At 67.1% G+C, this 17226-nt stretch carries 16 protein-coding genes; 5 read left to right on the top strand and 11 right to left on the bottom strand.

Going from position 1 to position 17226, the window contains the following annotated elements; all coding sequences use genetic code 11:
- Positions 1 to 17 precede the first annotated feature (17 nt).
- The 4 genes from FS787_RS13420 to FS787_RS13405 all read right to left on the bottom strand — a co-directional run bounded on the left by FS787_RS13420 (position 18) and on the right by FS787_RS13405 (position 3111).
- Positions 18 to 797: a YqjF family protein gene (locus FS787_RS13420; protein ID WP_144672989.1), complete on the bottom strand. Its 780-nt coding sequence runs from the start codon at positions 795 to 797 to the stop codon at positions 18 to 20.
- Positions 797 to 1201 (bottom strand): DUF1622 domain-containing protein, encoded by a 405-nt coding sequence (locus FS787_RS13415; RefSeq protein WP_144672987.1) that lies wholly within the window; start codon positions 1199 to 1201, stop codon positions 797 to 799. The genes FS787_RS13420 and FS787_RS13415 overlap by 1 nt, the downstream gene beginning before the upstream one ends.
- Positions 1202 to 1246: 45 nt before the next feature.
- On the bottom strand, positions 1247 to 2128 hold the full coding sequence (locus tag FS787_RS13410) for an SDR family oxidoreductase (RefSeq protein WP_144672985.1): 882 nt from the start codon (positions 2126 to 2128) through the stop codon (positions 1247 to 1249).
- An 80-nt stretch (positions 2129 to 2208) separates the two neighbouring features.
- A complete protein-coding gene (locus FS787_RS13405) occupies positions 2209 to 3111 on the bottom strand; it encodes an MSMEG_6728 family protein (RefSeq protein WP_144672983.1) in 903 nt (300 codons plus the stop codon).
- Between the two features lie 214 nt (positions 3112 to 3325).
- Between FS787_RS13405 and FS787_RS13400 the strand changes: the two genes are divergently transcribed.
- Complete coding sequence (locus FS787_RS13400) at positions 3326 to 3853, top strand: hypothetical protein (protein WP_144672981.1); 528 nt, start codon at positions 3326 to 3328, stop codon at positions 3851 to 3853.
- Positions 3854 to 3985: 132 nt separating this feature from the next.
- Here FS787_RS13400 and FS787_RS13395 read toward each other — a convergent pair whose 3' ends face one another.
- Both FS787_RS13395 and FS787_RS13390 read right to left on the bottom strand, forming a co-directional pair.
- A complete protein-coding gene (locus FS787_RS13395; protein WP_144672979.1) occupies positions 3986 to 4660 on the bottom strand; it encodes a transglycosylase family protein in 675 nt (224 codons plus the stop codon).
- Positions 4661 to 4932: 272 nt separating this feature from the next.
- Complete coding sequence (locus FS787_RS13390; RefSeq protein WP_144672977.1) at positions 4933 to 7566, bottom strand: excinuclease ABC subunit UvrA; 2634 nt, start codon at positions 7564 to 7566, stop codon at positions 4933 to 4935.
- Positions 7567 to 7614: 48 nt separating this feature from the next.
- Between FS787_RS13390 and FS787_RS13385 the strand changes: the two genes are divergently transcribed.
- The gene (locus FS787_RS13385; protein ID WP_260982552.1) at positions 7615 to 8721 is read left to right on the top strand and encodes an adenosine deaminase; all 1107 of its coding nucleotides are present in this window, start codon (positions 7615 to 7617) and stop codon (positions 8719 to 8721) included.
- A 100-nt stretch (positions 8722 to 8821) separates the two neighbouring features.
- On the opposite strand, the gene FS787_RS13380 is transcribed toward FS787_RS13385, so the two are convergent.
- Together FS787_RS13380 and FS787_RS13375 are read right to left on the bottom strand one after the other, a co-directional pair.
- The gene (locus tag FS787_RS13380) at positions 8822 to 9196 is read right to left on the bottom strand and encodes a winged helix-turn-helix domain-containing protein (protein ID WP_144672975.1); all 375 of its coding nucleotides are present in this window, start codon (positions 9194 to 9196) and stop codon (positions 8822 to 8824) included.
- A 9-nt stretch (positions 9197 to 9205) separates the two neighbouring features.
- Complete coding sequence (locus FS787_RS13375; protein WP_144672973.1) at positions 9206 to 10252, bottom strand: TerC family protein; 1047 nt, start codon at positions 10250 to 10252, stop codon at positions 9206 to 9208.
- A gap of 260 nt (positions 10253 to 10512) precedes the next feature.
- On the opposite strand from FS787_RS13375, the gene FS787_RS13370 reads away from it, so the two are divergent.
- Positions 10513 to 12246 (top strand): SulP family inorganic anion transporter, encoded by a 1734-nt coding sequence (locus tag FS787_RS13370; RefSeq protein ID WP_144672971.1) that lies wholly within the window; start codon positions 10513 to 10515, stop codon positions 12244 to 12246.
- 20 nt (positions 12247 to 12266) lie between these two features.
- Here FS787_RS13370 and FS787_RS13365 read toward each other — a convergent pair whose 3' ends face one another.
- From FS787_RS13365 to FS787_RS13355, 3 genes are read right to left on the bottom strand one after another with little or no spacing between them, the layout of a single operon-like run.
- Positions 12267 to 12701 (bottom strand): DUF2177 family protein, encoded by a 435-nt coding sequence (locus FS787_RS13365; RefSeq protein WP_144672969.1) that lies wholly within the window; start codon positions 12699 to 12701, stop codon positions 12267 to 12269.
- Positions 12698 to 14566 (bottom strand): long-chain fatty acid--CoA ligase, encoded by a 1869-nt coding sequence (locus FS787_RS13360; RefSeq protein WP_144672967.1) that lies wholly within the window; start codon positions 14564 to 14566, stop codon positions 12698 to 12700. Before FS787_RS13360 ends, FS787_RS13365 begins: the two co-directional genes overlap by 4 nt.
- Positions 14563 to 15024, bottom strand: coding sequence for a MarR family winged helix-turn-helix transcriptional regulator (locus FS787_RS13355; RefSeq protein WP_144672965.1), 462 nt, complete (start codon positions 15022 to 15024; stop codon positions 14563 to 14565). The genes FS787_RS13360 and FS787_RS13355 overlap by 4 nt, the downstream gene beginning before the upstream one ends.
- A gap of 166 nt (positions 15025 to 15190) precedes the next feature.
- Between FS787_RS13355 and FS787_RS13350 the strand changes: the two genes are divergently transcribed.
- Together FS787_RS13350 and FS787_RS13345 are read left to right on the top strand one after the other, a co-directional pair.
- The gene (locus tag FS787_RS13350) at positions 15191 to 16057 is read left to right on the top strand and encodes a DUF1295 domain-containing protein (RefSeq protein WP_144672963.1); all 867 of its coding nucleotides are present in this window, start codon (positions 15191 to 15193) and stop codon (positions 16055 to 16057) included.
- 201 nt (positions 16058 to 16258) lie between these two features.
- On the top strand, positions 16259 to 17161 hold the full coding sequence (locus tag FS787_RS13345) for a glycosidase (RefSeq protein ID WP_144672960.1): 903 nt from the start codon (positions 16259 to 16261) through the stop codon (positions 17159 to 17161).
- Positions 17162 to 17226: the final 65 nt, after the last annotated feature.

The raw sequence follows: 17226 nt of genomic DNA, 5'->3' as shown, positions 1-17226 counted from the left end.
GCACCGCGCCGCAATCGTCAGGAGGCTCCGTGGGGACTCAGGGCTCGCGCTCCAAGCGCCCGCGGCCGGCCAAACTGGGTGCGGACCCCGGGTGAGAAAAGCACTGATTCGGGCGGACCCGCGACGCTGATGCCGGCCGCGGCAACCAGCTGATCCTCACAACGAGTCAGCTGCGCCCGGTACAGCGGCCACGGGCTGTGGGTGTTGGGGACGTACAGGGTCCGGCCCCGGAAACGTGTGTGCAGACCGAACCGGGCAGTGAGGTGGACGGACAGCGGGTCGGTTGCTTCGGCGTCGGGCTCCGGCGCAGGCACAGCCGCAACCGCAAAGTCGCTCCGCGCGCCGCCGCGAAACCGCCGTACCCAGTACCCGGCAGATGGGCACACCGGACCATCCAGAGCACCCGCACCCCGAAAGCCCGCCCGCGACCACACATAAGGAATCCCGGCCGCCCGAGCAGCCAGCACCACGGCCAGCCGCGTCGCATCCAGGCTGAGGAAAACCACACCCCGGGTGCCGTCCGGCTCGCGGGAGTAGAGGCGGACGTTGATCTCGGTGAAGCTCCCGAAGTACGGAATCCCGGGCCCCCTGCCCAGGCCGGCGCCCTGCATACGGAAGCCGATCAGCCCCACCCACGCGGAGCCGTCGAAGTTGTCCGGAGCCACACCGGGAGGCATAAACGGGGCCGCCACCGCATCAGGGATCCGCCAATGCAGAAACACCGCATCCGTCCACTCCTGATCCATGATGACCGGGGCCGGAAGTTCGGGGGCGCCGGGCCAAGGGTCAAGACCCATCAGAGGGTCCGCCGCACCGCGGGCGAAGCCGCGGAGGGGCCGCCGTCGGGCTCCTTCTGCCAAGGCCAGCGGCCGGTGATTTCGAGTTCGAGGGAGAAGCTCAGGAACGTCCGGATCAGCACAATAATGGCGAGCACGCCCACGCTTTCGTACGTGGGTGCGACGGCCACCGTCCTGATGATGTCCGCCGCCACGAGCAGTTCCAGCCCGAGCAGGATGGAGCGGCCCAGGAGTTGCCGGTAGGAACGGTAGACGGAGAGCGGTTCGGAACCCGCAGGCTGGCCCCGCGGCCGGAATCCGCGCAACGCCAGAGGGATGGACACCACGGCGCCGATCACCATCACGGCCACACCGGCCAGATCCATGTAGCGGCCGGCGGCTTCAATAATCTCCGGAAGTTCCATAGTCCTCCTCATTCGGAGCTGCGCGGTGACGGGAGCGGTGCATCCTTAGGGGTACCGTACGCCCACTCCGGCGAGAATGTCCCGGTATCCCTCCCGGAAGCTTGGGTAGGTGAACTCGAATCCGGTGCTCCGCAGGAGTGCGTTGCTGCAGCGTTTATTGCCGCCGCGGGACGGCTCGCCGCTCTGCCCGCCCCCTTCAGAGGCGCCCGACGGCGGCTGGGGAAGTCCCAGCTCGGCGGCCAGGAAACTAAGCACCTCACCCATCTCGGCCGGCTCGTTGTCCACGCCCAGATACACCGGTGCCGGGACAGGGTCCATGGTGCACAGGTGGACGATCGCGGCGGCGGCGTCGTCCCGGTGGATGCGGTTGGTGAAGCGCGGCTCCGCCGGAATGACCGCGGAGCCGCCGCGCACCTGGTCAATCAACCGGGTCCGGCCCGGGCCGTAGATGCCGCCGAGCCGCAGCACCACCGGGGTGATCCCGGTGCCGTCCAGCCGGCTGATAAGCAGATCCTCCGCCTCGCGGATGATGCGGCCGGAGAACCCGCCGGGCTCCGGCGTGGTGGTTTCATCAATCCAGTCCCCGCCGGCGTCACCGTAGACGGCGGTGGAGGAGACAAAGAGCACCCGCCGGACGGGGGCACCCGAGCGCACGACGGCGTCGAGCACGTTGGAAAGCCCGTCCACATACGCGGCACGGTACGCATCTTCGGTGGGGGAATCCGCCGCAACCGCGACGACGACGGCGGTGGTGTCCGCCGGGACAGGCGGCAGTTCGCCCGAGCTCAGGTCAGCCGTTGCGCCTTCGATGGCGGCGGGCAGTTTCTCCGGCGACCGCCGCCAGCCCACCACGCGGTGGCCCGCCGCGGCGAAACGCAGCCCGGCTTCAGTGCCCAGATCGCCGCAACCGGCCATAAGTAGAGTCATAACGGCAAGTCTGCCATTATCGGCGGCCCGGCGTCGGACCCCGCCCGGCGTCGGACCCGGCCCGGCGTCGGACTCGCGGGCTACCGCGCCGGGATCGGGAAGAAGACCCGCGGATCCTGCAGCAGCGCCGGGTAGTCAAAGGCCGAGCGGGCCAGAATTTCGTCCACCTTGAAGTTGCGCGCGAAGCGGCCCTCCACGGTGATCGGACGGCCCAGGACCTTGCCGACGGCGAAGGACGCGCCGCCGTCGAACGGAATGGCGACGGTCGAGTTGCCGGGAAGCGTGTTGAACGCCTCTTCCTGCTGCTGGCGCTTGCGGGTGGGCTTCTTGACGAGCTGCTTCGGCGGGAGTTTGCGCACCTTGGGACGGCGGGAACCGGAATCGGCGTACACGAACTGGTAATCGTCGTCGCTGGCAGCCGCGGCGGCCTTGGCCTTGCCCACGAGGGGCAGGCTGACGGTGTCCAGCTTTTCCGGCTCTGTGTCACCGAGCGGGAGGCGCAACACCCACATGCGGTCCCCGGACGGGTCCTCCGGTACCAGTTCATGCTTGGGCTCGGGCCAGACGTATTCCAGGTCAGGCTCCGTGTCCGGGAACAGCTCCGTGTAGAACCGCGGGTCCTTGGCGATCAGCCGGGAGCGGTGGCTGAGGTGCAGTTCGGGGGCGCCAAGCCACGGCGGCATCGGGATCTTGGCGGCATAGTCCGGGTGGGCCGCCTGGGGTGCGAATTCCATGATCTTCTCGCGTGTGGTGTCCTCGCCGCCGCGGGCCGTCCACTCGTCCACCATGGTCAGGCCGTAGAGGGTCAGCGCGGGAACGTACCCCATCCACATCCGGATGGCCGGGTGCGACTGCCAGCCGTACTCCGGGATCACCAGCGCACGCAGGGTCTGCAGCGCTTCAACGCGCTGCTTGCCGAGCCGTGCGCGGTCCAAAGCCGCGGCGCTCTGCTGGAAATCGGGGAAGGGGAGAAAAGTCTGCATCTCTCCAGTTTGAGGCCACGGAGCCAATGCACCAATTGCGGGCGGCCGCGGGTGAGCGTGTTCACATTTCGGAAGGGAACAGACAGCCCCCTTGGTCGGCGCGTAAACTAGCACAAACCATCCCTGCGCCGCGGAGGGCACGCCAATGTCGACGAATTTAGTAACTGCACCTGCGGCGCCGCCTGCGGCCGCGCCATTGCCCAAATACGGGCAAATGCTGAGCCCTGAAGCGCATGGAATCCTGGTCCTGGAAGAGTTCACGATCGATCCTGCGGCGGCCCGCAAGGAGCAGCACGGCTTCCGGACGGCGCTGGCCTCCGTGGCGCTGACCATGCGGCGGCTGCTGGCGCTCAGGCTGTTCATCGCGGTGGTGGCCATCGCCAACCTTCCCCTGTTCCTGCTTTCAAGCGGCTGGGAGATCTACGTCATTTCGTTGACCGTCGTGGTGGCGGTCCATGCTGCGGTGTCGTGGCTGAACCGGCACGAGCCGAAGATCAAACAGCGGCGCATGCTGGAACTGCACCTCCACCGCGAAAAGAGCGACAACTACCGCAAGGTCCGCGACGCCGTGAAGTACGTCATCGACGCCCCGGCCCGCATGAACGAGAGTCTTTATCTCGAACTGCTCGCCGCCAAGCGGGTGGCCCTGCACCTCGCCATGGGCACGGTGGCCCTGTTGGACACCAGCGACGACACCGCCTGGAAAGTGCGGATCGTCCGCGAAATTCCGATGGCTGCCTAGCCGCCAGGCCGGCCCACCCTGATCCGCAGGAGCCAGCACAAACTAAACCACGACGCCGGAGGGTCCCCTGATAGGGAACGCTCCGGCGTCGTACTTTAAGCGCCTTGCGGGTTGCGGTCAGAGCGGACCAGGCTAGGCCGGCAGCTGCAGCACCTGGCCCGGGAACACCACATCAGGATCGCTGATGGTGGCCGTGTTGGCGTCGGCCAGCAGCTGCCAGCCTCCGGCGATGTCGAGCTTCTCGGCGACCTTGCTCAAGGTGTCGCCGCTCTGGATCGTGTAGCTCTCGCCACTCAAGGGAACCGCCGCCAGGTGGCGCGCGGCGGGAGCCGCTACCGCGGGCGCAGCGGTCCGGACGGGCGCCTGGACAGCCGCCTGGGCCGGTGCCTGGGCAGGCGCCGGAACTGAGGCGGGTGCAAGTGACGTGCTCTGCGGAGCTACTGCGCCGCCAGTGAGGCCCAGCTTGGCGGCGCAGGCAGGCCACGCTCCCCAGCCCTGGCCGGCCTGCACCTTTTCGGCAACGGCGATCTGCTGCTCCCGGCTGGCATTGGCCGCCGACCCCGTTCCGCCGTAGGCGGCCCAGGTGCTCGGACTGAACTGCAGCCCGCCCGAGTAACCGTTTCCTGTGTTGATGCCCCAGTTGCCGCCGCTTTCGCACTGGGCCAGGGAATCCCAGGTGGAGGCGGGGGCTGCGGTGCTGGGGACAGCTGCGTTGGCAGCTGAAGCGGAAAGTGCGACCCCGGCGATCGAGACGGCCGCAAGAGTGGCGCCGCGGCGCGCGGCAGTGATGTAGGTTGATTTTTTCATGGGAGTGATGCTCCTGAGGGCCACCGGTGCTCGGTCCGTCCCCGGACGTTGGCGCACTACTGCCCGCCCCTGACAATAGAGGTCATTACGGTGTCTACCGGTCGGGCAGTATCTGGTGGTGGCAGCACCGGGCATTCATGCCCGGTCTTCGGGCATGTCCACAAGGCTAAGTCAGGCCGGCGCCGTTATCAAGACGTTATTTTCCGCAAGTTCCCCTCTAAAATGGGTCGGCCATCTTCAGGGGCGCCTGACCCTTGCGTCAGACCACCCCGTCAGCCGCCCAGTACTGCGGCGAGGTACGGGGCCGTCCGGCTCTTTTTGGAACGCGCGACGACGTCCGGCGTTCCCACCGCGATGATCTTGCCGCCGGCGTCGCCGCCGGCCGGGCCTAGGTCGATCACCCAGTCTGCTGCGGCCACCACATCCATCTCGTGTTCCACCACAATCACGGTGTTGCCGGCGTCCACCAGCCGGTGCAGCTGCGCCATCAGAAGTTCGACGTCGGCCGGGTGCAGTCCCGTGGTGGGCTCGTCCAGCAGGTACAGCGAATGCCCGCGCTGGGCACGCTGCAGTTCTGTGGCGAGCTTGATGCGCTGGGCCTCGCCGCCGGAGAGTTCCGTGGCGGGCTGGCCCAGCCGGAGGTAGCCCAGTCCCACCTCGCGCAGGGTCTGCAGGCTTCGGGCGGCGGCGGGGACTTCGTCCAGGAACTCGGCGGCGGCGTTGACCGTCATGCCGAGGACCTCCGCTACATTCTTGCCGCGGTAGGTGACCTCGAGGGTTTCCGGGTTGTAGCGCGAGCCGTGGCATTCCGGGCAGGGGCCGTAGCTGCCGGGCAGGAACAGCAGTTCGACGGCGACGAAGCCCTCGCCCTGGCAGGTCTCGCAGCGGCCGCCCGCGACGTTGAAGGAAAAGCGTCCTGCGCCGAATCCGCGGGCCCGGGCCTCGTCCGTGGCCGCGAATTCCTTGCGGACGGCGTCGAACAGCCCGGTGTACGTGGCCAGGTTGGACCGCGGGGTGCGGCCGATGGGCTTCTGGTCCACCTTGACCAGCCGGTCCAGCTGGTCCAGGCCGGAGACCGGGCCCACGCTGAGCGGCGCGGCGGCCGCGGCCTCGGCGGTCTCCAGGTCATCCGTGGCTTGCGCCGCGGCGTCGGCTTCAGGGTGCAGCCGGGCGCCCACCACCTCGGCGAGGACCTGGCTGACCAGGGTCGACTTGCCGGAGCCGGAGACACCGGTGACTGCGGTCAGGACGCCGAGCGGGAAGTCGGCGTCGAGTCCCTGCAGGTTGTGCCGGCTGATGTCGCGCAGCTCCAGCCAGCCGGCAGCGTCCCGGCGGGTAGGGGTACCGCCTGCTGCGGAGGAACCACCGCCGGCCGCGCCGCGGCGGTGAGTGCCGCCGTCGTCCGCGGTTCCGGAGCCGTCGGCGGTTCCTGACCCGTCCGGGAACAGGAACGGGCGGGTCACGGACTCATCCACTTCGGCGAGCCCGGCAACCGGGCCGCTGTAGAGCACCTCGCCGCCGCCTTCCCCGGCGCGCGGGCCCACATCCACCAGCCAGTCGGCGTGGCGGACGATGTCCATGTTGTGTTCCACCACAAATACGGAGTTGCCGGAGGACTTGAGCTGGTCCAGCACCGCCAGGAGGGGCTCGGCGTCAGCCGGGTGCAGGCCGGCGGAGGGCTCGTCCAGCACGTAGATCACCCCGAAGAGGCCGGACCGGAGCTGGGTGGCGATCCGGAGCCGCTGCATTTCGCCGGGGGAGAGGGTGGGGGTGGACCGGCCCAGGGCGAGGTAGCCCAGGCCCAGATCCAGCAGCACAGTGACGCGCTGCAGCAGGTCCCGCGTGATGGCGACGGCTACTTCGTTGCCCTCGCCGGAGGTCTGCTTGCGGGAGGCCGTGCCTGCCTCCGTGAGTTCCGCGGTGGGGCGGAGGATCCCGGCCAGTTCGCTCATGGGCAAGGCGTTGAGCTCCGCGATGGTGCGGCCGGCGAACGTCACGGCTAGGGCAGCCGGGGTCAGTCCGCTGCCGCTGCAGACCGGGCACGGGCCGGTTTCCATAAAGCGCAGCACCCGGTCACGCATGGTGGTGCTCTTGGAGTCGGCCAGGGTGTGCAGCACGTAGCTCTTGGCGCTCCAGAAGCGCCCCTTGTAAGGCTTGGCCACCCGGTCGCGCTGCGGCGTCACCTCCACTACGGGCTGTTCCTCGGTGAAGAGGATCCAGTCGCGGTGCTTTTTGGGCAGTTTGCGCCAGGGGGTATCGACGTCGTGGCCCAGGTGGGTGAGGATGTCGCGCAGGTTTTTGCCCTGCCAGGCGCCGGGCCAGGCGGCGATCGCGCCGTCGCGGATGCTGAGGGAGGTGTCCGGGACCAGCGAGGACTCGGTGACGGTGTGGGCGATGCCGAGGCCGTGGCACTCCGGGCACGCGCCGGCGGCGGTGTTGGGCGAGAACGCGTCCGAGTCGAGTTGGCTGGCGCCGTCCGGGTAGCTGCCGGCGCGGGAGAAGAGCATCCGCAGCGAGTTGGAGAGCGTGGTCACGGTGCCGACGGTGGAGCGGGAGCTGGGGGTGCCACGGCGCTGTTGGAGCGCGACGGCGGGCGGCAGCCCGGTAATCATTTCCACTTTGGGGTTGTGGCCCTGCTGGATCAGCCGCCGGGCGTAGGGCGCCACGGACTCGAAGTAGCGGCGTTGGGCCTCGGCGTAGATGGTGCCGAAGGCCAGCGAGGACTTGCCGGAGCCGGAGACCCCGGTGAACGCGACGATCGCGTCGCGGGGCACGTCCACGTCCACGTTCCGCAGGTTATTCTCCCGGGCGCCGCGCACCCGGACAAAGCCGTCGGTGGAGTGGCTGGAATCCAGCCCTGGAATGGCCGGGCCGGACACATCGGAAGCATGCTGATCACTGTGCATTCCATCGACTCTATCCGCGCCGGACACCTACGGGCATATCCTTACCGAATGGAAACTAACGACGGCGTCGCTGCCACCGGGGGCGCTGGCCCGGAAAGTCCAGCACAGGACAGCCCAGCACCCGCCACCCCCGTGGTACCCGAATTCGCCGAGGTTCCCGAGGAAGTGCACGGTCCGCTGCCGGTCGCGGAACTCCACCTCCACATCGAGGGCACCCTGGAGCCCGAGCTGATCTTCGCCCTGGCGGAGCGCAACGGGATCCGGCTGCCTTACGCGGACCTGGCCGAGCTGCGCTCCCGCTATGAGTTCACCGACCTGCAGTCGTTCCTGGACCTGTACTACGCCAACATGGCCGTGCTGCAGACCGAGCAGGACTTCGCGGACATGACCCGGGCGTACCTGTCCCGGGCTGCGCTCGCCGGGGTGCGGCATGCCGAGATCATGCTGGATCCCCAGGCCCACGTGTCCCGCGGAGTTGCCCTGGAGACATGTGTGAACGGCGTGGCATCGGTGCTGGCTGGGTCGGAGCAGGAATTCGGTATCTCCACCCTGCTAATTGCCGCCTTCCTGCGGGACCTGTCCGAGGACTCCGCCCTGGAGGTGCTGGAACAGCTGCTGGCCATGGATGCGCCGATCGCGGGCATCGGGCTCGACTCGGCCGAGGTGGGCAACCCGCCCGCCAAGTTCCAGCGGTTGTTCGCCCGGGCCAAGGACGCCGGGCTGCGCCGGATCGCGCACGCCGGCGAGGAGGGCCCGCCGTCGTACATCATTGACGCGCTGGATCTCCTGGAGGCGGAGCGGATTGATCACGGCATCCGTTGCATGGAGGATCCCGAGCTGGTGGAGCGGCTGGTGCACCAGCTCACGCCGCTGACCGTCTGCCCGCTGTCCAACGTCCGGCTCCGGGCCGTGGACACCCTGAAGGAACACCCCCTGCCGGCCATGCTCGCCGCCGGGCTGAACGTGAGCGTGAACTCGGACGACCCCGCGTATTTCGGCGGCTACGTGGACGACAACTTCGCGCAGCTGAAATCGGTGATCGGCCTGTCCGAGTTCGACTGCGTCCGGATGGCGGCGAACTCGATCCGCTCCTCGTTTGCGAGCGACGAGCGCAAGGCCGAACTCCTGGCCGATCTGGCCGCGTCCGGGCACTAACTTCCCACGCCGCACTTGCCCGGATTTCCCCGGTTGACCTATCAGTTCAGGTTGCCAAAACCGGCCGATGGGAGCAAGAACTGATAGGTCAACGCGGGGGCTACGGCACCTCCTTGGGTGGCGGTACTTCGGGCGAAGGCGCAGGGCCTGAGAAGAGGCCGATCAGGCCGTCGATTTCCTGGTTTGCGGTGGCGGGGTGACGGAAGTGACGGTGGGGTTCAATGGCGTAGCGGGTCCGCCGTCCTGCCCGGACCCGGTGAAGGTATCCTCCGTCCTCCAGATCCTTGAGGATCTGGAGCGTTGAGCGTGGAGTGATGCCGACCCTCGCGGCGATGTCGGTAATGCGGGCTTGAGGGTCGGCGGCCACCGAAAGAAGAACGTGCCCGTGGTTCGTGAGGAAGGTCCATGCGGGACGGCGGGGTACCGGTGGTGGGGCGGCTTCCGGATCCTTTTCCGGTACCGGGGAGTCTGGCATGGTTGGTCCTTACTGACGTTTCGACGACGACGGCGACGCTTGCTTGTCGCGGCGCCCGCGCCACAGCGGTTCCAGAGCGGCGATCTCCTCGGCCGACGCGGTCCCGAACGGGGAGTGCGCCGGGCCCGCCGGTTCCTTGCGGCCCTGTCCGCGGGTGGCCCATAGGCTGACGCCGATGGACACCCCAAGGATGGTGGCGATGACCGCCAGGGACACCGGGGTGGGGATGTAGTAGATGTCGATCTTGAGGAGCATTTTGATGCCCACCCAGATCAGGACAAGCGCGAGTCCGATCTTGAGGTAGATGAAGCGGTGGATCAGGTCAGCGAGCAGGAAGTACATGGCGCGCAGGCCCAGGATGGCGAAGGCGTTGGCGGTGAAGACCAGGAACACCTCGTCGGTGACGGCGAAGATTGCCGGGATGGAGTCGACAGCGAAGATGATGTCGGTGACCTCGATGAGGACCAGCACTGCGAGCAGCGGGGTGGCGAGCAGGACGCCGTTTTTGCGGATCAGGAATCGCTGGCCGTGGAAGTCGTCTGTCATGGGCACGCGCTGGCGGAAGAGTTTCAGGGCCCGGGACTTTTCCGGGTCAAGCATTTCGTTGCGGTGGCGGATCATCCGGTAGCCGGTGATGAGCAGGAACGCCGCGAAGATGTACAGCACCCATCCGGCGCTGGCGATGATGGCGGAACCGGCCGCGATAAAGATGCCGCGGAAGACCAGTGCGCCCAGGACGCCGAAAAACAGCACCCGGTGCTGGTATTCGCGCGGCACCGCGAAGTACGTGAAGATGATTGCCCAGATAAACACGTTGTCTACGGCAAGGGATTTTTCGATCAGGTATCCGGCGAAGTATTGCTGGCCAAACTCCGCGCCGTAGATCCGCCAGATCAAAGCGCCAAAGCCAAGGCCGAAAGCGACCCAGACGGCGGACCATACCGCGGCTTCCCGGACGCGGATGACGTGCGCTTTGCGGTGCGCAAACAGGTCAACGGCCAGCATCAAAACAATAAAAGCAACAACGGCCAACCAGGCCCAGAGAGGAACATTCATCAGGGAACACCCGTTTCCAGTCAGTTCAACCAACTGGAGGTCTTTCCCGGTCCGAGGGGGACCTGTCCCGCCGGGCCGCTCAGGGGCGGCCGTACTGACGACGGTACATTCAGGGGATACTCCCCTCCGTCCAATAAGTGAAACATATTTCACCTATCGAGACAAGGGTGACGGCCCGGCAGCGTGCAGCGGCGCCCGGCTGATCCGGTTCACCCTCGGCGGAGGATGCACGGGAAGCCAACGCCCGGCAGAGTGCCCCTATGACCGAGATCCCACAGCGGCGGAAGGGCCGGCTGCGTCAGCTGATGCCCGGATTCGACGTCGCCGCGACCTACCAAAAGAGCTGGTTCGGCAAGGACATAGTCGCCGGCATTGTCTTGTCGACCTTGCTGGTGCCCCAGGGCATGGCCTACGCGGAGCTGGCGGGACTGCCCCCGATTACCGGGCTGTACACCACTGTCCTGTGCCTGCTCGCGTACGCGGTTTTCGGCCCGTCCCGCATCCTGGTGCTGGGGCCGGACTCGTCCCTCGGACCGATGATCGCGGCGACGGTCCTGCCGCTCGTGGCCTCCGACGGCGACCCGCAGAAAGCGGTGGTCCTCGCGTCGATGCTCGCGCTGATGGTCGGCGTCATCATGGTCCTGGCATCCGTCGCGAAACTTGGCTTCATCGCGGACCTCATCTCCAAGCCCACAATGATCGGCTACATGAACGGGCTCGCCATCACTATCCTTGTCGGCCAGCTCCCGAAGCTCTTCGGCTTCTCGGTGAGCGCCGAGGGCTTCATCGGAGACCTCGTCGGCTTCTTCCAAGGGCTGGCCGGGGGCGAGGCGGTGACAGCCGCGGCCGCCGTCGGGATCTCCGGGATTGTGCTGATCCTCGCCCTGCAACGGTGGCTGCCCAAGGTCCCGTCGGTGCTGGTTATGGTGGTTCTCGCGATCGCAGCGACGTCGCTCTTCGGACTTGCGGACCGCGGTGTCTCACTCGTGGGGGAGCTGCCGCAAGGCTTCCCTCCGTTCACCATCCCGTACCTGGAGTTCTCGGACTTCGCCCTGATGTTCGCCGGTGCGCTCGGGATTGCGCTGGTGTCCTTGACGGACACGATCTCGACGGCGTCGTCGTTCGCCGCCCGAACGGGCCAGGAGATCCGGGGCAACCAGGAAATGATCGGCATCGGCGCCGCGAACCTGGCCGCGGGACTGTTCCAGGGCTTCCCCGTAAGCACCAGCGGCTCCCGGACCGCGGTCGCGGAACGTTCCGGTTCGAAGACCCAGCTCACGGGCGTGACGGGTGCCGTGCTGATCCTGCTGATGCTGTTGCTGCTGCCGGGGCTGTTCCGGAACCTGCCCCAGCCGGCGCTGGCGGCCATTGTGATCACCGCGTCAATATCCCTCGCCGACATCCCCGGCACCGTGCGGCTCTGGCGTCAGCGCAAGACGGAATTCAACCTTTCCATCGCGGCCTTCCTCGGCGTCACGCTCCTGGGCGTCCTGCCCGGCATCGCCATCGCGGTGGGATTATCCGTTCTCAACATCTTCCGCCGGGCCTGGTGGCCCTACGAGACGGTGATCGGGCGGGTGCCCGGCGTCGAAGGGTTCCACGACGTGCACTTTCACCCGGACGCGAAGCACCTGCCCGGCCTGGTGATCTACCGGTTCGACGCGCCGCTGTTCTTCGCCAACGTGCGGCCGTTCCGCGAAAACATCCGGCGGCTAGCCCGGACGGAACCCAAACCGCGGTGGATCGTCATCGCGGCCGAACCCATCACGGACGTGGACACCACGGCCTCGGACGTGCTCCTCGAGCTGGACGTCGAGCTGAACGCGCAGGGCACGTCCCTGGTGTTCGCGGAGCTCAAGCACGGCGTCCGGGAAAAGATCGAACGCTACGAACTGACAGGCCAAATCGATCCGCGGCACTTCTTCCGCACCATCGATGCCGCCGTGGCCGCGTACATGGCCGAGACCGGCGCTGAGTGGAGCTCCGGGGAGTAACGCCCACACCAACGCGGGCGTTATTTCAAGGTGCCGGCCCGCGCGAACATACGCCGCAGCAGGGTGGCCGTGAGCCACGTGACAATGCTGCACACCGCCACGCCCCAGGCGATATCGGTCAAGGCCACAACGACGGGGAAGTCCTTCAGGACGGCGAGGGCGGTCAAAGCCCACGTGGCGTAGGTGAAGAAGCCGAACAGGGCGGCGCCCGTCACCCGCTCCCGCATGGTGGCATTCCGGTGGCTGGGCCGGATGCCGTAATGCACGATCCCCACGACATATACAAGGTAGAAGGCCACGGCGCCCGCGAGGTTGACGCTGGGTGCCAGCAGGTCACCGATCTGGCTTTCGTACTGGTTGTTCGCCACGGTGCCGATCCAGACGACGTCGACGGCGGCGAAGATCACGGCGGCGACGGCGTAGGAAATCAGCCACCTTCTGACCTGGACGTTCATGCTTGGCTCCTTGGGTCGGTGTAGAGGGTTTCGACGATATGGCGCGTGCGTTCGGTGAAGGCGCCGCGTTTGAGTTTCATCGTGGGGGTCACAATGCCGTTGGCCTCGCTGAGATCGGTGAGCAGCAGCACGAAACGGCGCACCTGCTCGGACCGCGCGATCTTGGCGTTGGCGGCGCTGACGGCCTTGCCGATCGCTGTGAGGAGCCGCGCGTCGTCGATCTGGACGGCGCCGCCGTCGTCCGGGATGCGCAGGCCGGCCAGATCGGCGATGCCCTCGCGCTCTGCCCAGACCGCGACTGATTCGGGGTCCAGCAGCACCAGCCCGCCCAGGAATGGTTTGCCTTCTCCCACCATGACGGCATGCGCCACGAGCGGGTCGCCCTCCACGTAGCCTTCCCAGATGGCGGGGGACACGGTCTTGCCGCCGGCGGTGACGATGACGTCCTTGATCCGGCCCTTGAGCGTGAGCCGTCCCTGCTCATCGAGCTCGCCGAGGTCGCCGGTGCGGAAGAACCCGTCCACGAACGCGTCAGCGTTGTCGGCCGGTCTGCGGTAGCCGGCAAAGACCCCCACGCCGCGGGCCAGCACCTCGCCCCGCTCCGAGATGCGCAGGGTTGTTCCCGGCATCGGGACACCCACCGACCCGGCCCGGATCGAGCCGGGCATGTTCCCGGTCAGCGGGGCGGTCGTTTCGGTGAGGCCGTAGCCCTCGATGACCGGAAGGCCCAGGCCGCGGAAAAAGAGGGAGAGCTCGGCGTCGAGCGCGGCCGCGCCGGAGAGCAAATAGTCCAGACGGCCGCCCATCAGCGTCCGGAGCCGGGCGTAGAAGAGGCGATCGAACACAGCATGCCTCACGCGCAGGCCCGGCGCCGCTTTGGCCGCGGGATCGGCGTCGCGCATTTCGGCGAACCGGCCCCACGCCACCGCGGTGCGCTGCGCCGACGCCCAGACCGGGCCGAGGCGCTTCTTCGCCGCGGCAGCTGCGGCGGACGCCTGGATCTTCTGCAGTACGCGGGGGACCACCACGAGGAAGGTGGGCTTCAGGACGCCGAGGGCGGGCACCACGTCCCGGGGGTCGGACAGGTGGGCGATGCGCATGCCGTTGGCCAGGCAGGTCAGCTGCAGTCCGCGGGCCAGCACATGGGCCATCGGAAGGAAAATGATGGTGTTGCCGTCCTCGCGGACCACGCCTGTGTACGCGGCGGCCACGTTGAGCACCTGGCCCACGAAGTTGCCGTGCGTGATGAGGGCGCCTTTGGGCGCGGCGGTGGTGCCGGAGGTGTAGACGATGGTTGCCACCGCGTCGAGGTCAGCGAGCAGGCGCCGCTCCTCGACGTCGCTGTCCGAGACCCCGGCGCCGCGGAGTACGAGGCTGGCCAGGTCCGCTCCGGGGCGGGCGTCCATGGTCCAGACTCCCAGGGCGCGGATCCCGGCCTGCTCGAAACCCTGCTCCAGCAGGAGGGCATGCTCAGCGGTGCCGGCAATCGCCAGACGCACCTCAGCGTCGGCGAGGATGGCAGTCACCTGGGGCGCGGCCGACGTCTCGTAGATAGGAACGACGACGGCGCCGGCGAACCACGCTGCCATGTCCGCCAGCGTCCACTCGTATCGGGTGGGGGACATGATGGCGAGTGATTCGCCGGGCTGTAGGCCGGCGGCGATGAAGCCCTTGGCGAGGGCCCTGACCTCGTCGACGAACTGCCCGGTGGTCACTTGGCGCCAGGGATCCGTGATCGCGGCGTTCGACGCCCTGACCTCGAAAGCAATGTGTTCCGGAGAGGTCCGGTACCGGTCCATAAGCAGCCCGGTCGCGTTCCTGTAGCCGGACGCGTCAGCCAGCAGCGGGGAGGAAGATTCTTTCATCGGGGGTCCTTCTCCGAAAGTGTGTGCAGGTGGTCCCGCATCAGGTGCTGGGCGACGTCGAGGAAGTCCGCGACGACGCTCTGGTGCGCCGCGGGCAAGGACTTGAGGTGCTCATTGGTTGCGGTCATCAGGGGCCGCATCAGGTCCATGATTTCGCGGCTGGCTTCCGGGGTGACGCTCACCTGGACCTGGCGGCGGTCCTCGGTGTCCCGGTGCCGTGCCATGTAGCCGCGGGCTTCCATCCGGCTCACAATCGCGGTGGCGGTAGCCGGCGTCGCTCCCAGATCCTCGGCGAGCTTGCCCACCGTGACCGGTCCCGACTGGGCGAGCGTCGACAGGGCACGGTAATCGGTGAGGTTTAGCCCGAGTCTCCGGGCGACTTCACGCTCGGTCTCGTTGGCGAGTGAGAACAGTCCCTGCAGGGCCAACGCGGCCGGGTGCTGCGGCGAGGCGGTCATGGTGCCTCCTTCGGCTCCGGATTCCGACAATTTCCAGTCTTGTTAGATAGTCTATTATTCAATCTTATTTGATCATCTACTAGGATTGCCAAAAACGTTGATGTTCGGCGGTACCTCTTGGGTTGTGCCAGCCTGGGCCGGCTCCGTGTGTGAAAGGAACTTCCTGATGAAGGAAACAGACCGCAAGGCGCTCATCGCCCTCCCCGTGGTGGTGTTGCTCGGAGCACTCGTCGCCGTCGCCGGCAGCCAGGGCGGGGCCACCCTGGGCGGGATCCCCGTCTTCGCGATGGCCGTCGGGGCCGCGTTCGTCATTCAGTGGCTGGTGTTCATCCCGTCCTTCATGGCCCAGACCGAGAAGTTCTATGACCTGACCGGCACCCTGACCTACACCGCCATCACACTGCTGCTGGTTTTGCTCACCCCGGGAATCGACGCCCGGGCGCTGCTGCTGGCCGCCATGGTGCTCGCCTGGACGCTGAGGCTTGGCACGTTCCTGTTCCGGCGCATCAGCAAGGCCGGCAAAGATGACCGCTTTGACGAGATCAAGCCCTCCTTTATCCGGTTCCTCAACGTGTGGACCATCCAGGGACTGTGGGTGGTGTTCACCGCAGCCGCGGCATGGGTGGCCATTACTTCGGCCACAAGGGTGGCACTGGACTGGATCGCGCTGGTCGGTTTCCTGATGTGGGCCGTCGGCTTCGGCATCGAAGTGGTGGCCGACCAGCAGAAGGCCCGGTTCAACTCCGACCCCGCCAACAAGGGCAAATTCATTTCGACGGGGCTGTGGGCCAAGTCCCGCCACCCGAACTACTTTGGCGAGATCCTGCTCTGGATCGGTGTGGCAATCGTCGCCCTCCCGGCGCTGGAGGGGTGGCAGCGGGTGGCTTTGATCTCACCGGTTTTTGTCACCTTGCTGTTGACCAAGGTCAGCGGCGTGCCGCTTCTTGAGAAAAAGTCCGACAGCAAGTGGGGCGGCCAGGAGGATTACGAGGCGTACAAGAAGAACACCCCCGTTCTGGTCCCCAAGTTCTAGCAGCAGTCTCTGGCGCCCCGGGGCCGGGTTTTCCGCGACGATCAAGAAACTACTCACGAGTATCCCTGTCTGGGGCCCCCGCGCCCGCCGGAATGGGGTGTAATAGTGGGTCACGACACACAGAGTTAACAGTTTCTACTCGCGGAAACGCATCCAACCTTGGCAAAATACAGGTGGATCAATTGCTTCTAGAGGAGACCCATGGGCGCGAACACTGCCGAAAACACCACCCTTCGACTGAAGGCCGTACTGGACGTTCTGGCCGAGGGGGTGTGGACCGACCAGAAGCTGAACGCCGGAGCAGTGCTGGGCGAGGCCATCGCACGCGTTCCGCTCAACGAATTCGAGCGCGAGCTGCTGAGCGGCGGAATTCCTCGCGGCCACAAGACGCTCACCACGGCCACCGCGAAGCTGGTCAAGGCCGGCTGGCTGGTCAAGGGACGTTCGGGTTGGACCATCACGGAGGACGGCCAGCGCGCCACCGTGGCGTTCGCTGACCCTGCCGCTTTCGCCGCAGCGCTCGACGCCGGAACTCCCGTTCCCGCCGACACCCCGCTGCCGGCGGCGCCCGCCGTAAAGCCGGCCGCGACGGCGGCGGAGAAGCCTTCAAAGACCGCGCCGAAGGCTGCCAAGGTTGCCGGGAAGGTCGCCGACAAGGCTGCCAAGCTGGTCGAAGAGGCGGTTGCTCCGGTGGCCAAAGCGGTCCGCAAGCGCAAGTCAGCCGACAAAGCTCCCGCCGCTGAGGCACCAGCCGCTGCAACTCCTGACGCCACGGAAACGCCGGCCGTCAGCGTCGAGACCATCGAGCAGCCGGAAGCGGTTGCCGTGGCAGGAGACTTCAACGTCCTGCTGGGCGCACCGGCCAACTGGGCGCCGGAGTACGACGAATCCCAGATGGAACTGGACGTCGTTGACCAGCTCTGGAAGCTCGCGGCGGATCTTCCTGCCGGCACCTACAGCTTTAAGATCGCGCTCAACCGCTCCTGGGACGAGAACTTTGGTGCCTTTGGTGCGTTCGACGGCGCCAACCACGAGGTGCACCACGGCGGCGGCCAGCTGGTCATCCACTACGACCACCGGACCCGCGACATCGTCTTCGCGTAGGGCGGCGCCCCCAAGCCCTCCAGGGAACGCGCCGCCGACGCGCTTTCGCCCCGGCGACGCGCATC

Origin of the sequence: Arthrobacter sp. U41, assembly GCF_007679325.1 — a bacterium.
Lineage (GTDB): Bacteria > Actinomycetota > Actinomycetes > Actinomycetales > Micrococcaceae > Arthrobacter.
Note: the sequence above shows the minus strand (reverse complement) of the source record. Positions and strands in the feature narration are given on the sequence as shown.

Coding starts and splice junctions, on each gene's coding strand:
- FS787_RS13420 (WP_144672989.1), bottom strand. CDS start 797: ATGGGTCTTGACCCTTGGCCCGGCGCCCCCGAACTTCCGGCCCCGGTC.
- FS787_RS13415 (WP_144672987.1), bottom strand. CDS start 1,201: ATGGAACTTCCGGAGATTATTGAAGCCGCCGGCCGCTACATGGATCTG.
- FS787_RS13410 (WP_144672985.1), bottom strand. CDS start 2,128: ATGACTCTACTTATGGCCGGTTGCGGCGATCTGGGCACTGAAGCCGGG.
- FS787_RS13405 (WP_144672983.1), bottom strand. CDS start 3,111: ATGCAGACTTTTCTCCCCTTCCCCGATTTCCAGCAGAGCGCCGCGGCT.
- FS787_RS13400 (WP_144672981.1), top strand. CDS start 3,326: ATGCTGAGCCCTGAAGCGCATGGAATCCTGGTCCTGGAAGAGTTCACG.
- FS787_RS13395 (WP_144672979.1), bottom strand. CDS start 4,660: ATGAAAAAATCAACCTACATCACTGCCGCGCGCCGCGGCGCCACTCTT.
- FS787_RS13390 (WP_144672977.1), bottom strand. CDS start 7,566: ATGCACAGTGATCAGCATGCTTCCGATGTGTCCGGCCCGGCCATTCCA.
- FS787_RS13385 (WP_260982552.1), top strand. CDS start 7,615: ATGGAAACTAACGACGGCGTCGCTGCCACCGGGGGCGCTGGCCCGGAA.
- FS787_RS13380 (WP_144672975.1), bottom strand. CDS start 9,196: ATGCCAGACTCCCCGGTACCGGAAAAGGATCCGGAAGCCGCCCCACCA.
- FS787_RS13375 (WP_144672973.1), bottom strand. CDS start 10,252: ATGAATGTTCCTCTCTGGGCCTGGTTGGCCGTTGTTGCTTTTATTGTT.
- FS787_RS13370 (WP_144672971.1), top strand. CDS start 10,513: ATGACCGAGATCCCACAGCGGCGGAAGGGCCGGCTGCGTCAGCTGATG.
- FS787_RS13365 (WP_144672969.1), bottom strand. CDS start 12,701: ATGAACGTCCAGGTCAGAAGGTGGCTGATTTCCTACGCCGTCGCCGCC.
- FS787_RS13360 (WP_144672967.1), bottom strand. CDS start 14,566: ATGAAAGAATCTTCCTCCCCGCTGCTGGCTGACGCGTCCGGCTACAGG.
- FS787_RS13355 (WP_144672965.1), bottom strand. CDS start 15,024: ATGACCGCCTCGCCGCAGCACCCGGCCGCGTTGGCCCTGCAGGGACTG.
- FS787_RS13350 (WP_144672963.1), top strand. CDS start 15,191: ATGAAGGAAACAGACCGCAAGGCGCTCATCGCCCTCCCCGTGGTGGTG.
- FS787_RS13345 (WP_144672960.1), top strand. CDS start 16,259: ATGGGCGCGAACACTGCCGAAAACACCACCCTTCGACTGAAGGCCGTA.